16 protein-coding genes are annotated in these 15814 nt (G+C 28.1%); 2 read left to right on the top strand and 14 right to left on the bottom strand.

The window, feature by feature from the left end:
- The 11 genes from AC4FRL_RS04680 to pta form a co-directional block, all read right to left on the bottom strand.
- A complete protein-coding gene (locus AC4FRL_RS04680) occupies window positions 1-339 on the bottom strand; it encodes a putative DNA-binding protein (protein WP_491139055.1) in 339 nt (112 codons plus the stop codon).
- Window positions 340-501: 162 nt separating this feature from the next.
- Entirely contained in the window at window positions 502-1416 is a 915-nt protein-coding gene (gene ftsY / locus AC4FRL_RS04685; RefSeq protein ID WP_491139056.1) for a signal recognition particle-docking protein FtsY, read from the bottom strand.
- An 11-nt stretch (window positions 1417-1427) separates the two neighbouring features.
- Window positions 1428-4985: a chromosome segregation protein SMC gene (gene smc / locus AC4FRL_RS04690; protein WP_491139057.1), complete on the bottom strand. Its 3558-nt coding sequence runs from the start codon at window positions 4983-4985 to the stop codon at window positions 1428-1430.
- Between the two features lie 204 nt (window positions 4986-5189).
- Window positions 5190-6263: an elongator complex protein 3 gene (locus AC4FRL_RS04695; RefSeq protein WP_491139058.1), complete on the bottom strand. Its 1074-nt coding sequence runs from the start codon at window positions 6261-6263 to the stop codon at window positions 5190-5192.
- Entirely contained in the window at window positions 6242-6955 is a 714-nt protein-coding gene (rnc, locus tag AC4FRL_RS04700; RefSeq protein WP_491139059.1) for a ribonuclease III, read from the bottom strand. The genes AC4FRL_RS04695 and rnc overlap by 22 nt, the downstream gene beginning before the upstream one ends.
- A 98-nt stretch (window positions 6956-7053) precedes the next feature.
- The gene (acpP, locus tag AC4FRL_RS04705; RefSeq protein WP_491139060.1) at window positions 7054-7284 is read right to left on the bottom strand and encodes an acyl carrier protein; all 231 of its coding nucleotides are present in this window, start codon (window positions 7282-7284) and stop codon (window positions 7054-7056) included.
- A gap of 76 nt (window positions 7285-7360) precedes the next feature.
- The gene (gene plsX / locus AC4FRL_RS04710) at window positions 7361-8380 is read right to left on the bottom strand and encodes a phosphate acyltransferase PlsX (protein ID WP_491139061.1); all 1020 of its coding nucleotides are present in this window, start codon (window positions 8378-8380) and stop codon (window positions 7361-7363) included.
- A gap of 56 nt (window positions 8381-8436) precedes the next feature.
- Window positions 8437-8619, bottom strand: coding sequence for a 50S ribosomal protein L32 (rpmF, locus tag AC4FRL_RS04715; protein ID WP_003449428.1), 183 nt, complete (start codon window positions 8617-8619; stop codon window positions 8437-8439).
- A 15-nt stretch (window positions 8620-8634) separates the two neighbouring features.
- Window positions 8635-9030 carry a YceD family protein gene (locus AC4FRL_RS04720; protein ID WP_491139062.1) on the bottom strand — a complete coding sequence of 132 codons (396 nt, stop codon included), beginning with the start codon at window positions 9028-9030 and terminating at the stop codon, window positions 8635-8637.
- 221 nt (window positions 9031-9251) lie between these two features.
- Window positions 9252-10448: an acetate/propionate family kinase gene (locus AC4FRL_RS04725; RefSeq protein WP_491139063.1), complete on the bottom strand. Its 1197-nt coding sequence runs from the start codon at window positions 10446-10448 to the stop codon at window positions 9252-9254.
- Between the two features lie 86 nt (window positions 10449-10534).
- Window positions 10535-11536, bottom strand: coding sequence for a phosphate acetyltransferase (pta, locus tag AC4FRL_RS04730; protein ID WP_491139064.1), 1002 nt, complete (start codon window positions 11534-11536; stop codon window positions 10535-10537).
- A 236-nt stretch (window positions 11537-11772) separates the two neighbouring features.
- Between pta and AC4FRL_RS04735 the strand changes: the two genes are divergently transcribed.
- Both AC4FRL_RS04735 and spoVV read left to right on the top strand, forming a co-directional pair.
- Window positions 11773-12981: a nucleotidyltransferase gene (locus AC4FRL_RS04735; RefSeq protein WP_491139065.1), complete on the top strand. Its 1209-nt coding sequence runs from the start codon at window positions 11773-11775 to the stop codon at window positions 12979-12981.
- A 64-nt stretch (window positions 12982-13045) separates the two neighbouring features.
- Window positions 13046-14206, top strand: coding sequence for a dipicolinic acid transporter SpoVV (spoVV, locus tag AC4FRL_RS04740; protein ID WP_491139066.1), 1161 nt, complete (start codon window positions 13046-13048; stop codon window positions 14204-14206).
- On the opposite strand, the gene AC4FRL_RS04745 is transcribed toward spoVV, so the two are convergent.
- The 3 genes from AC4FRL_RS04745 to rsmD are packed head-to-tail and all read right to left on the bottom strand — an operon-like array spanning window position 14189 to window position 15781.
- A complete protein-coding gene (locus tag AC4FRL_RS04745; protein WP_491139067.1) occupies window positions 14189-14719 on the bottom strand; it encodes an ATPase in 531 nt (176 codons plus the stop codon). The genes spoVV and AC4FRL_RS04745 overlap by 18 nt on opposite strands.
- An 8-nt stretch (window positions 14720-14727) precedes the next feature.
- Window positions 14728-15222 carry a pantetheine-phosphate adenylyltransferase gene (gene coaD / locus AC4FRL_RS04750; protein WP_491139068.1) on the bottom strand — a complete coding sequence of 165 codons (495 nt, stop codon included), beginning with the start codon at window positions 15220-15222 and terminating at the stop codon, window positions 14728-14730.
- Window position 15223: 1 nt separating this feature from the next.
- A complete protein-coding gene (gene rsmD / locus AC4FRL_RS04755) occupies window positions 15224-15781 on the bottom strand; it encodes a 16S rRNA (guanine(966)-N(2))-methyltransferase RsmD (RefSeq protein ID WP_491139069.1) in 558 nt (185 codons plus the stop codon).
- Between the last annotated feature and the right edge of the window lie 33 nt (window positions 15782-15814).

Raw genomic sequence — 15814 nt, forward strand, 5'->3', positions numbered from 1 at the left:
CTAAGCGTTTATAATTTCCTCTAATTTTTCATCTATATATTTTTTCAAATCATCCTTTAAATTAGAGTTCTTATTTAATTCTGCCATAAGCTCTTCCTTAATTCTATACCTTTTATCAAATTTCTTTGATAAATTAAGTTTTTCTTCATAAGAATGAAGTTGCTTACAACATCTTTTGATTAAATCATAAATTGCTTGCCTACTGGTTTTATTAATTTCAGCAATCTCTGCTAATGACAAATCTTCATTATAATAAAGGGTCATAACATTAAACTGCTTTTCCGTAAGCAATGTTCCATAGTAATCTATTAATATTGATATTTCAAATCTATTCTCCATATAACCACCTTGCTCACGAATAAGATAATAACAAATAATTTTATAAGTGTCAAGTATTTTTACTTAACACTTATTTTTTTATCTTTATTCTCACAAAGCTTATTATATCTAGCATAGACTGCTATTTATTTTATTTATGATTAAAATTTAAAAAATATTTTTTTATAATAATGCTTCAGCAAATTCCTTAGCATTAAATTTTTGTAGATCTTCTACACCTTCTCCAACACCAATATATTTAACTGGTATATTTAAAGTATTTTTAATAGATATAACAACTCCACCCTTAGCTGTTCCATCTAATTTTGTTAGTATTATTCCATCAATAGGACAAGCTTCCATGAATTGCTTCGCTTGTATAACTGCATTTTGTCCTGTTGTACCATCTAATACTAAAAGAGTTTCCTTTTTTCTATCTCCTAATTCTCTATCTATTATTCTGTTTATTTTAGCTAACTCATCCATAAGATTTTTCTTGTTATGAAGTCTTCCTGCTGTATCACATATTAATAAATCAACATCTCTAGCCTTAGCTGCCTGTACTGCATCAAAAACTACTGCTGCTGGGTCTGAACCTTCTTGATGTTTAACTATATCAACCTCAGCTCTCTTACTCCATATATCTAATTGGTCTATAGCAGCTGCTCTAAAAGTATCTGCTGCAGCTAATAAAACTTTTTTACCATTATTCTTATTTCTAGCAGCAATTTTACCTATTGATGTAGTTTTACCAACTCCATTAACTCCTATTATAAGCATAACTTTTTTTTCATTATCTTCTTCGTCCTCTTCAAAGTCACCCTCTAACATCATTTCTGCAATAACTTCTTTTAAGGCTGGTTTAACCATTTCAACATCATTTATTTTTTCTTTTCTTATTTTAGCTTTTAATCTATCAATTATCTCAACAGTTGTTTCCATTCCTATATCAGACATTATAAGAGCTTCTTCAAGTTCCTCATACATATCATCATCTATAGTTACAGCTAAATTTAAAGCTTCATTTATTTTATCTGTTAAGTTATCTCTTGTCTTTGTTAAACCTGTTTTTAATTTATCAAATAATTTTCCAAACATTTTTGTCCTCCTTATTTATCTAAGTCAACTGAAACAATTTTAGATATACCCTTCTCTTCCATAGTAACTCCATACATAACATCAGCAGCTTCCATTGTACCTTTTCTATGAGTTATTACTATAAATTGAGTTTTATCTCTAAATCTTCCTAAAAACTCAGCGTATCTTCTTACATTTGCATCATCTAATGCAGCTTCAATCTCATCTAAGATACAAAAAGGTGTAGGTTTCATCTTTAATATTGAGAATAATAATGCTATTGCAGACAGAACCTTTTCCCCTCCTGACATAAGATTAATATTTTGAAGCTTTTTACCTGGTGGCTGAACATTTATATCTATATTTCCTGTAAGTTCATCTCCATCACTTAATACAAGCTTTGCACTTCCCCCTTTAAATAACTCTTTAAAGGTTTCATCAAATAACATATTTAAAATATTAAAATTCTGTCTAAAAACTACTTTCATTTTAGAGGTCATTTCTTCTATAACATTTAAAAGTTCCTCTTTTGCTTTTTGTAAATCCTCTCTTTCATTAACCATAAAATTAAACTTTTCTGATATTTCCTTAAACTCATGAATAGAATTTACATTTACATTTCCTAAACTTGTTATTTTACTTTTAAGATTTGATATTCTTATTTTATGAGAATTTATATCTTCAATAGGATTAAACTTTTCTTTTTCTTCTTCAAAACTTGTATTAAATTCTTCAAAAAGCCTTTTATTTAAAATATTTTTCTCGTTTTCTTGCTTTGTGTAACTTATATCATTTCTATGGATTTCATCTTCTCTTTTAGCTATTTCAACAGAAAGAACTTCTAATTTATTTTCAGTAGAATTTAACTCTTCCTTTAGCTTTCCCTTTTTAATATCAAATAAATTAAATTTCTCTTGAAAAGAAAGAACTTTTTCCTGCTCTTTTTTAACAAAAATTTTTAAAGATGATATTTCCTTTTCACTTTTTTCTTTATTTATTTCTATACTTTCTAAATTATCAATTATATTACTTTCTTTTTCTTGTAACTCTTTTATATTAGAATTTATCCTGTAAGAATCTTTTTCTTTTCCTTCTAAAGATTCTTTAACCTTTGCATTATTTATTTTTCTTAAGGTTAAATCCTCTTTACTTTTTATAAATTCTCCTAAAAGATTATCCTTATCTTTTTCTAAGAAATTTACCTTCTCTAAAGAATTTTTTTCACTTTCTTTAAATAAGAGAATTTTCTCATCAATAACTTCTACTTCCTTTAAAATTTTTTCTTTTTTATTGTCTGCTTCTTTTAAATCTAATTCTAAAGATTTAATTGAATTTTTAATTTTAAAGGTTTCATCATTGATACTTTTAATCTTATTATTTAAATCTGCTAACTCTAAATTTTTCTCATAAATATTATTTATTATCTCTTGTTTTTTTATTTCTAAATCCTCTTGATTTTTATTTAATAAATCTAATTCTTTAGAAAAATTATTTTCCTCACTCTTTATTTTTTCTAATTCAAGAGTTAAATTTTTAACCTCATTTTTTCTAGAAATAATACCTGTATTCTTTTGATAAATACTTCCTCCTGTAAGAGCTCCTCCTGAATTTATAACCTCTCCAGATAATGTAACTATCTTATATCTATAATTAAGAGTTTTCGCTATCTTTATAGCGTTATCTATATTGTCGCATATTATAGTTTTTCCTAAGATATAATCTACAATATTTTTATAAATCTTATTAAAACTTACAAGTTCTGAAGCTATCCCTAAAAATCCTTCACTTTTTATGACATTTTTACTAAGTTCTAAGGATTTACCATTTATTATTGATAAAGGCAAAAATGTAGCTCTTCCTAACTTATTATCTCTTAAGTATTTTATAAGAGTTTTAGCTTCTTCTTCATCCTTTGTAATAATATTAGAAATACTTCCACCTAATGAAATTTCAATAGCTGTTTCATATCCAACTTTAGTTTCTAGAATTCCCCCTAAAACCCTACAATTATTCTTACTTATTTTAACCTTGCCATTTTCTATACTTGACATTAGTTTTTTTACAGAAGTATTATATCCCTCATATTGCTTCTCTAGCTTATTTAAAAAATCCTTATTAGCTTCAAGCTTATTTAATTTAGATAAAATTATTTTAAGCTTTTCTTGAGTTTCTCTAATAGAAGCTATTCCCTTTTTAAATTCTTCTTCTTTTTTTCTTAATTCTTCTTCTTTAAACTTTTTATCTTCACTTATAACTTGAAGTTCCTTTTGAAGATTTAAACTAGTTGCCAAATTTATTTTTAAAGAGTTATTTAAACTCAACTCTTTATTTTTTGAAGAAGATATTTTTTCTTCTAAGTTCTTTAATTCATTTTTTAAAAGTTCTCTTTTGTTTTTTATTGAAGAAATCTTTTTAAAATTCTCTAGCTCTAATTCCTTTAATTTTTTAATTTCTTTTTCTGTAGATACTACTTTTAAATCAAGTTCTTTAACATAATTTTCTAAAGAAGCAGTTTCTTTTAAATCTGTTTCTAGAGTTTTTTTACTATTTAAAAAAGCTTTTTCTATTTCTTCTTTTTCTTTAAATAAAGCTTTTAACTTTTTCTTATTTTCTTTTAAATCCTCTTTATTTTTTAAAATTAAATGGCCTGTATTTTTAATTCTTTCTTCTAAAAGATTTATATTTCCTAAAGCTTTATTTATTTCCTCTTTCTTAGAAAAATACTCTTCTTGTCTTTTTGAATTTTCTTTTTCTAAGGAATCTAGATCTTCCTTTAAAGAGAACATTTTTTCTCTTTCTTTTTTGTATTTTTCTTTTTCTTTTGCATTTAAAGATATTAATCCATCTATTTTTTCCTTTTGTTTAAATATAATGCTATCTACATTAAGTAGTTCATTCATAATAGAAGATATTTCTTTATGCTTTAACTCATTTGAAAGTTCTAAATACTTTAAAGCTTTATTTTTTTCTTCCTCTAAAGGACCTAATCTTTCTTCATAAGTAAAAATAATATCATTTATTCTTACTAAATTTTCCTCAGTATTTTTTAATTTTTTTTCAGCTTCACCTTTTCTAGATTTAAACTTCACAATTCCTGCTGCTTCCTCTAAAATGGTTCTTCTCTCTTCAGGCTTTCCACTTAATATACTATCTATTTTACCTTGCCCAATTAAAGAATAACCTTCTTTCCCTATACCTGTGTCCATAAATAGGTTCACAACATCTTTAAGTCTGCAAGGAGAATTATTTATTAAATATTCACTTTCTCCAGAACGGAATAATTTTCTTGTAACTTTTACATCTAAATAATCTAAAGGAAGCTCTCCTAAGGAATTATCTAAAGTTAAAGAAACTTGAGCATAACCTATAGGCTTTCTATACTCTGTGCCGGTAAATATAACGTCCTCCATTTTAGCCCCTCTTAAGGTTTTAGCACTTTGTTCTCCTAAAACCCATCTTACACTATCAGATACGTTACTCTTTCCACTTCCATTAGGTCCAACTATAGCTGTTATTCCTTTTTTAAAGCTTAATTCTGTTTTATCAGCAAATGATTTAAATCCCCTTATCTCAAGAGATTTTAAAAACATATATTCACTCCTATCTTTACATAAATATAATTGGTACTAAAGTTGCTAAAAAGCATATTACAACAACAATAACCGTTATTTTTATAACCTTTTCTCTAGTAGTTTGTTTCATTTTACTTCACTCCTCATGGTATAAGTTTATATTATGCCAATTAAAATATCAATAAAAAAAGCCTTAGAGATAAACTCCAAGGCATATAATAGTTATAGGTCTATTTTATATACTTTCGATTCTACTTCTATATTGATTTTATTCACTTCCATAGAATTATCTACTTTAACCTTTATTTTGCAGTTTTTAACCTTATCTTGAAGTTCTTTAAAGTACCTTTTTTTATCAGCATAAAGCTTAGATATAGATTTATTGCTAATTCTTATAAGGACTTCTCCCTCTTTGTCTTTTAAAATATTATATAACTTTTCTATTATAATACTACTTTCCACTAATTCTCTAAAGGCAGGATGAAAAGGTCCTGCAACTACATCTTTTCCTAAAGCTATATTATCTGTAGGTTGTAGTCCAATTCTTATAACTTGAATATTATTATCTTTATAAAGTTTATAAACTTCAGCACTTATATGTACAGCTTCTTCTAAAGTATACGGCTTATAACTTCCCTCTAAATACATATCTTCCATCGGGGTATTTTTTACTGTTAAAGCAGGATATATTCTACATATATCTGGTCTCATTTTTATAGATTCCTTTGCTGTTTCTATATCCTTTTTAAAATTATCCATAGGAAGCCCTATCATTATCTGATGGCCTAAGACAAAACCGTATTCTTTTATTAGCTCTGATGCTTTTAAAACTTCATCATATCCATGACCTCTACCTGATTTATGTAAAACTTCTTTATCTAAAGATTGAACTCCAAGTTCTATAATATCTACACTATAACTTTTTAAATGGTCTAAAATATAATAATCAATATAGTCTGGTCTAGTTGACAATCTTATATAATCAATTATATTTTTATCTTTAAATTCTTTAGCAACAGCTAGTAACTCTCTTTGTTTATTTATATCAATTGCAGTAAAGGTTCCTCCAAAAAAGGAAACTTCTAAAATTCTATCTCCTTCTCCAATGGTTTCTAAGTATTCCTCAATTGTTTTTCTTACAAAGTCCCCATTAACCTTATTTTCCTGCTTATATTTTGGCCCTAATATAATTCCCTTATTTTCCCCAGTTATCTTCCCTTGATTACAAAATACACAATCATGGGGACATCCTTCATGGGGAACAAAAATAGGAATTATATAGTGTCTTTTTCCCATTTTATTTCACCTAACCTTTTAAGTGCTTCCTTAGCTGCATTTTGCTCAGATTCTTTTTTACTATAGCCAATTCCCTGCCCCATAATCTCACTATTAATTAAAAGATCTGTATAGAACTTTCTTCTATGAGGAGGTCCTTCATGCTTAAATAAATTATAAGCAATAGCAACTTCTCCATTTTTTTGAAGCACTTCTTGTAATCTTGTTTTAAAATCTAATATTATTTCTTCATTTATAGCTTTATCTATAACTTCTTTAAAGTTTCTTAAAATAAATTCATTTGCAACTTCAATTCCCTTATCTAAATAAACCGCTGCAATGACTGCTTCTAAAGCATCTGCTTGTATAGAGGTTCTTTCTCTTCCTCCTGTTAATTCTTCACCCTTACTCATTCTTATATATTTACCTAATAATAGTTTTTTTGAAACCTTATGAAGAGAACTTTCACAAACAACTAAAGCTCTTATTTTAGTTAATTCTCCCTCTGATTTATCCTTGTAATTGTTAAATAAATATTTTGTAACGCAAAGCTGTAGAACTGAATCTCCTAAAAACTCTAGTCTTTCATTATATTTTACATCTTTAAATTGATTTGCGTAAGAACTATGAGTTAAAGCTGTTATAAGTACACCTTTATTTTCAAATTCAATTCCTATAAGCTTTTCAACTTCTACTAAATTAATATCTTTCACCTTAAATTCATCTCCTTAAGGTTTATTCTTCAAGTTGTTTTTGAAACAACTTCAAGAATAAACTTAAATTAAAAATCCCGCTTTTTGGCGGGACTTTATTACTTTTCTGTATGCTCTGTAATATATTCTACTACATCTCCTACTGTTCTGAAGCCCTCAGCATCTTCATCTGGGATTTCCATCTCTAACTCTTCTTCAAGAGCCATTATTAATTCAACTATATCAAGAGAATCTGCACCTAAGTCATCTATAAATGTTGACTCCATAGTTATTTCATCTTCGCTTATGCCTAATTTATCAGCAATAATTTCTTTTAATTTATCAAACATTTAATTCACCTCCTAAGTTAATCTAATAAAATATTATTATATATAAAAAGCATAGTCAATATACAATGCATAAATTTTAAACATTTTTTTGATTATCAAAGCTTTTTTCTGTAATTTCTTCACTTATTTTCTTAATAAGGTCATTTTCATAAAATTTTCTTGCTTGTCTTATAGCATTTTTAAAAGCTTTTGCATCTGAACTTCCATGAGCTTTTACACATATTCCTTTTACTCCTAAAAATGGTGCTCCACCATACTCCTTATAATCCATTTTTTTCTTAAGATTCATTAAAGCTGGTGCTAAAAAAGGAACTCCAAATTTAGCTAAAAATGAAGAATTAACTTCATCTTTTATCATACTTAATATTGTAGAGGCAACGCCCTCATACATTTTTAATATAGAGTTACCAACAAATCCATCACAAACTAAAACATCTGTTTCTCCTGTTGATACTTCTCTAGGCTCTATATTCCCTACAAAATTAATATCTTTTTCTTCTTTTAAAAGTTTATAAGTAGCCTTTGTAAGTTCATTTCCCTTTTCTTCTTCTTCTCCAATATTAACTAACCCAACTGTAGGATTAGAAACATCCATAACAGATTTAAAGTAAACCTCACCCATTTTAGCAAATTGAACTAAATAAGAAGGTTTAGAATCTACGTTAGCTCCAGCATCAATTATCATAAAAGGTCCTTTTTTACCAGGCATAACTGGTGCTAAAGCAGGTCTTTCTACCCCTTTTATTCTTCCAACAATAAGTGTACATCCTGTTAAAAAAGCTCCAGTGCTTCCTGCTGAAATTACTGCATCACACTTATTTTCCTTAACAAGTCTAAGAGATTTTACAAGACTTGAATCCTTTTTCTTTTTAACAGCCATAGCAGGATGTTCATTTGTACTGATTACTTCTTTAGCATCTATAAAGGTAACTCTTTCTTTATCATATTTAAACTTAGAAAAAGCCTCCTTTAATTTATCTTCTGGCCCTGTTATATATATTTCTATGTCATTAAATTGATTTAACGCTTGAACGCACCCTTCAACTACTGCACTTGGGGAATTATCTCCACCCATTCCATCTACAGCAACTCTCATGAGTTTCACCCCTTTTTTTCCTATATATAAAGAAAAGAAAGTCATAAGACTTTCTTTTATTCTTCAACTGATACTACTTCTTTACCTTTGTAGTGTCCGCAGTTTTTACATACTCTATGAGCCATTTTCATTTCATGACATTGTGGGCATTCTACGATACCTGGTAAGCTTGCCTTGAAAGTTTGAGCTCTTCTTGAATCTCTTTTTGCTCTGAACGTTTTTCTAGCTGGATTTCCCATTGTTACACCTCCTTATTACTTAAACAAGTCCATTAGCTTTGCCATTCTTAAGTCAATTTCTTCATTGTCACATTGGCATGTTTCTTTATTTAAATCAATACCACATTTTTGACAAAGCCCCTTACAGTCTGTGCTGCAAAGTCTTTTTATAGGTAAGGTTGAAATTACGTTTTCTACTACCGCTTCAGCAACGTCTAATTCGTCACCTTCTACATAAGCAATAGAATCATCTTCTTGATTTGAATTATTTGTAAATTTCTCATCCATATCTATTGATACTTCATAAGAGAAATTAGTTAAGCATCTTGAACACCTCATCTGAAGTTCTCCAGTAATGTTACCTACTAACTCTATAAAAGACTCATTAGATATAACTTCACCAGTAAAATGTAGAGGCTTTATAACCTTCATATTTTCGCCTTCAAATTCGAAGCTTTTTAAATCCAGAACAAAATCTAAAGATTTTCTTCTTTCTCTTTTTGATGAGCATATTTCTGAAAAAATTAATTTCATAATAACCGTAGTTAAATAACTACTTTCACGCTCCTTAACATAAGATATGCATTGTTTATTCCTAAACAACACATATCTTATTATATTAACTACCTATTTAAAAGTCAAGTATTTTATAATTATTTACTTACAATACTTACTGTGTCTTGTGCTATCATTAATTCTTCGTTAGTTGGAACTACAAAAAGTTTTATTCTTGAACCTTCTTTGCTTATTTCAGCAATCTTAGCTCTTATATTATTTCTTTCTTCATCTAACTCAATTCCTAAGAACTCTAAATCTCTACAAATAGCTCCTCTTTCTATTATTGAGTTTTCTCCAACTCCAGCTGTAAATACTATTACATCACATCCATTCATTTCTGCAATGTATGCTCCTATAAATTTCTTTACAGAGTTTCTAAATAAATCTAAAGCTATTTGAGCTTCCTTACTTCCTTTATCAGCAGCAGCTTCTACATCTCTAAAGTCACTACTTACACCTGAAACTCCAAATATACCAGATTTTTTATTCATTAGTGTGTTTACTTCTTTAGAAGTATATCCTAACTCATCTATTAAGTATGTAACTACAGCAGGGTCAATATTTCCACATCTAGTTCCCATAACTAAACCTTCAAGAGGAGTAAATCCCATAGTAGTATCTATACATTTACCATTTTTTATAGCTGCTATACTTGCACCATTTCCTAAATGACAAGTGATTATTTTTAAATCTTCTATGTTTTTGCCCATAGCTTCTGCTATTTTAGCTGATACATATTTATGAGAAGTTCCGTGGAAACCATATTTTCTTATATGTTCTTTTTCATATAATTCATATGGTAATGCATATACAAAAGACTTCTCTGGCATTGTTTGATGGAAGGCTGTATCAAATACAACAACCATAGGAACATTTGGCATTAAAGCTTTGCAAGCATTTATTCCTATTATGTTTGCAGGGTTATGAAGTGGTGCTAATTTAGCACATTCTTCTAAATCTTTCATAACTTCCTCTGTAACTAAGGCAGATTCTGCATACTTTTCTCCACCATGAACAACTCTATGTCCTATAGCATTTATTTCATCTAGTGATTTTATAACCCCATGTTTTTCATCTCTTAATGCTTCTAATACTAATCTTATTGCATCTTCATGATCCTTCATAGGCTCTACTATTTCATACTTTTCTTTGCCTTCACTTTTTTGAGCTAAGTTTGCGCCTTCTAATCCAATTCTTTCTACTAATCCTGTTGCTAAAGCATTTTCAGTATCCATATCTATTAATTGATACTTTAATGATGAGCTTCCACAGTTTATAACTAATACGTTCATTATAAAATCCTCCTATTAAACTTATAAATAAGCTTAAATTTCCTTAATTTCACTTATCTTTGCAATTAAAAAATTTTATGAAATAATTATTTAGTAGCTTGTGCTTGAACAGCAGTTATAGCAACAACATTAACTATGTCATCTGAGCTACATCCTCTTGAAAGGTCATTTATAGGTTTTGCAAATCCTTGACAAACAGGTCCTATAGCTTCTGCCTTTGCAAATCTTTGAACTAATTTATATCCTATATTTCCAGCTTGTAAATCTGGGAATACTAATACATTAGCATTACCTGCTACACTACTATTTGGAGCTTTTTGAGAAGCAACCTTTCCTACTATAGCAGCATCTAATTGTAATTCACCATCTATATCTAAATCTGGTCTTAATTCTTTAGCTTTTTCTGTTGCTAATCTAACCTTTGTTACTAAATCATGGTCTGCACTTCCCATAGTTGAGAATGAAAGCATTGCAACCTTTGGTTCAATGTTACAAAGATTTTTAGCAGTATCAGCAGTTGCAATAGCAATAGCTGCTAATTGGTCTGCTGTTGGATTTGGGTTAACAGCACAGTCTGAGAATAATAACATTCCGCCTTCTCCATATTCTGAACCTGGTACCATCATTATGAAGAAACTAGATACTACAGATACTCCTGGAGCTGTTTTTATTATTTGAAGACCTGGTCTTAAAAGGTCACCAGTTGTGTGAACTGCACCTGAAACCATTCCATCAGCATCTCCCATTTTTACCATCATTGTTCCAAAGTATAGAGGGTCTCTTACTATTTTTCCAGCTTTCTCAAGTGTCATACCTTTAGCTTTTCTTAATTCATAAAATTCATTTATGTAAGTTTCTAATTTATCTGAAGTTTCAGGGTCTACTATGTTTATTCCCTCTAAGTTTACTCCTAGCTTTTCAGCTTTTTCTCTTATTGTGCTTTCTGAACCTACTAAATATACATCAGCAAGTCCTTCCTCTTTTATTTTTTGTGAAGCTACAAGTGTTCTTTCTTCATCACCTTCTGGAAGTACTATCTTTTTCTTGTTGTTTTTAGCACTTTCCCATATTTGTTTCATAAGTTCCATGTTAATTTCTCCTTTCAAGTTAAAGCAGATGTTATGTTTTTATACATACAATACTAATTAATACTATACTCCTATAATAGTATATTTTTCAATACATAACAAAGAAAAAAACGCTATCATAATTATTGTTTTTATATTAAAAATTATCTGAATTTTCTATTAAATATATACCCTTTATTATTTTTTCATATTCATGTATTATAAATTTATTAAAATACAAAAAAGTGGTGATTTAAATGAATATAACTGGAATAATAACAGAATACAATCCTTTTCATTTAGGACATGAACTTCACTTAAAAGAAACAAAAAAAATTACAAATTGTGATGGAATAATTTGTGTTATGAGTGGAAATTTTGTTCAAAGAGGCTTACCTGCTTTAACAGATAAATGGACTAGAACTAAAATGGCTCTAGAATCTGGAGTAGATTTAGTTTTAGAACTTCCTACACTTTTTGCAACTTCTTCTGCTGAGTATTTTGCTTTTGGTTCTGTTTCCACACTTAATTCTTTAAATATTGTTAATAATTTATGCTTTGGTTCAGAATGTGGTGATATAAATTTATTAAAAAAACTTAGTGAAATTATTATCAATGAACCGTTGTCCTATAAAGAATCCTTAAAGGAATTTTTAAAGGAAGGACTTCCTTTTCCAAAGGCAAGAAGTAAAGCTTTAATTGAATATTTAGAAAAAAATAATTTTAATTTAGAACCTTCTTATTTAGAAAAAATTTTAAATTCCTCTAATAATATATTAGCTATAGAATATTGTAAAAGCCTTTATACTTTAAAAAGTTCCATTACTCCTTTTACAATAAAAAGATTAGGTGCAGATTATAATGAAGATAAATTATTAGATGAAGAAATAGCTTCAGCTTCAGCTATAAGAAAAAGCATTTATAATTTAAACTTTGAAAAAACTAAAAGTTTTCTTCCTAAAAGCTCTTATGAACTTTTAGAAAAATCTAAATTTAGTGATATAGAAAAAATGTTTTTCTTAGTAAAGTATGCCCTAATACAAAATCCTAATACATTAAAAGAAATACCTGAAGCTTCTGAAGGAATAGATAATAAAATAATACAAAATTTAGGGAAAGCTACTTCTTTAGAGGATTTAATAAATCTTTCTAAAAGCAAACGTTATTCTTACACTAGAATAAACAGACTTTTATGTCATACTCTTTTAAATTTAGATAAGGAACTTATTTCTCTTAGAAAAACTCCTCCTAATTACATAAGAGTTTTAGGATTTAATAAAAAAGGGCAAGAAATTTTAAAGGAAATAAAGAAAAACTCTCAAATAGAAATTGTTAATAAATTATCAAAAGCTACTAAAAACCCTTTATTAGATCTTGATATAAAGGCTACAAATATCTATAGTCTTTTAAATGATTCCATAAAATATAATAGCGATTATTTAATTAGCCCTATTATTTTTAGATAACAATAATATTCTTATATAAATGAAAATATAAATACTATATATGATTTCATAAAAGGAGGAAAGCATGTATAGTATTTTATTTTTTTTAATTATAGTACTTGCTATACTTTTAATAAAGCAACTTAAAATAAAAGGAAATGTTATTTTCTCTCTACTTTTAACCTTAACAGTAATATATTTCATAATTAACCCTAAAATAGCTATGGAAGCCTCTCTATCTGGTGCAAAGCTATTTTTTTATTCTGTTCTTCCTACTATGTTTCCCTTTATGGTTATATGTAATATGATAATTAATTTAGATGGTATAAAATTATACTCAAAAATTCTAGGACCAATTTTATGTAAACCGCTAGGGTTAAGTTACCCTTGTAGCTTTGCCCTAATTGCAAGCTTTCTTTGTGGCTATCCACTTGGCGCTAAATATACAACAGACTTATATAAAAAAGGCGCTATTTCCCATGAAGAATTTGTAAGACTTCTTAATATAGCTTCAAATATTGGTCCACTTTTTTTAATAGGTGCCGTTGGAACTTCTATGCTTGGCAACTCAACTTTAGGATATTTATTATTAATTCCTAGCTACACCTCAGCTATAATCATAGGAATTTTAAGCAAAAATAAAAAAGGAGAGAAACAAAGTTCTCTCTACAAAGAATATCATATTAAAAAAAGCTCTTCCTTTAACTTAGGAGAAGTAATAAAAAAATCTATTGAGGATGCCTCTTTAAACATTCTAATTCTATGTGGTTACGTAATTATGTTTTCAGTGATAATAAATATGATAAAAACAATCCTTATATCTACTGGCTCTTTAAATTTTATAAGTTCTTTTTTTAATATTCCAATAGACATAATTAAGGGATTATTTTTAGGAAGCATAGAGGTTACAAATGGATGTAACATAATAGCCTCTAGTAATTTATCCGTCTTTATTAAATTACTTTTATTATCTTTTTTAAGTTCTTTTGGTGGAATATCTATAATTATGCAAACCTCATCTTTTTTCTATAAAGAAAATGTTTCTATAAAAAGATATTTCTCATATAAACTTTTACAAGGAATAATTGCTTTTATAGTTATGTTTTTTGCTTATATGTTATTTAAAAATAACTTAGCAGTTTCTTTTATAGAAAATTCTATTTTAATTACTTTTTCTCCTTTAATAATAATCTTAGGCTTAACGTTATTTTTAAGTATTATTTATAAATTAGTTATCGCCTCTTAATTCTTTAATATTACTTCTTATTTCACTAGTTGCTTTATCTAAGTCTTCTGTAAAATCAATAGCGAATTTTTCCATATTGCTTTTCATATAGTTTAAAAAGACTTCTCTTTTATTAGCTATTTCATTCTCTAGTTGAGATAAGATTTCATCTGCATATTCTCTTGAGCCTAGTCTTATAATATTTGCTTGTCTATGAGCATTTGCAAGTATTTCCTGGGCTCTTAATTCTGCTTCTTTTACTATATTATGATTTTCTATTCTCTTTTTCATCATCTCATAAGTTTCTTGCTTAACACTATCATTTTCTTTTCTAGCTTCTGCTAAAATTCTCTCTTTCTCACTTAAAACCCACTGAGCTTTTTTAATCTCATCTGGAAGACAATTAATCACTTGATCTAAAAGTTCTAAAACTTCTTTTCTATCTACAACAACCTTGCCTGTTATAGGAACCTTAGATGCTCCATCAACAAGATCTCTTAAGTAATCTAAAACCTCAATAACTTGTGATTCCATGTTAATAATTAACCCTCCCCTCTTAAACTAATAATCCTCTCTTGTAAATCTTCTACTATTTCTTTAGGAACAAAATTTTTTATTTCCCCTTTAAAATTTGCAACTTGCTTTATAGCTGAAGAACTTATATAAGAATAATTAGGGCTAGTAACCATAAATACTGTTTCAACCTCATTTGCTAATTCTCTATTCATAAGTGCCATTTGAAACTCATATTCAAAATCGGTAACTGACCTTAACCCTTTTATTATTACATCAGCTTTTTCTTTTCTTACAAAATCGATTAAAAGTCCATCAAAGCTTTTAACATAAACATTATTATATTTAGCTACACATTTTTCTATAAGTCTAACCCTCTCATCTATAGAAAACATACCCTTTTTATTTATATTTATAAGAACAGCCACTATTACCTTATCAAACTTGCTAGAAGCTCTTTCAATAAGGTCTAAGTGTCCCTTAGTAATAGGATCAAAACTTCCTGGATAAACTCCAATTTTCATTTTAGTCCTCCTTTATCTCATAAAAACAAACAGTAGTATTTCCATACTTTTTAACCCTTGTAAGCTTTATCTTTTCAGTTCCCTCAAATATTTCTTCACTTGAATCTATTTTTGTAACTATTAGCCCATCTTCATTAAGTAAATTCTTTTCTTCAATTATTTCTATAGCTTCTGGAATAAGGTTTTTCATATATGGAGGATCTATAAACATTAAATCAAAGACTTTACCTCTTGAAGCTAAACTTCTAAGCGCAGAATAAGCATCTGTGTTTAAAGCATGACAAAAATCTCCAAAACCTAAATTTTCTATATTTTTCTTTAAAACAGGAAAGGTTACTGGGCTTTTATCAACTAAGTAACACTCTTTAGCTCCTCTACTTGCTGCTTCTAAACCTAAACTTCCTGTACCTGCAAAAACATCTATAACTGTAGCATCTGGTATATACCACTGAATCATACTAAACATTGACTCTTTTACCCTATCTAATGTAGGTCTTGTTTCATATGTTGGTGGCGATAATAATTTTCTTCCTCTTGCTTTTCCCGCTATTATTCTCATTTAAAATATCCTCCTTTGATTGTCATTAATTAT

It is taken from the genome of Clostridium sp. TJA032 (assembly GCF_058310275.1).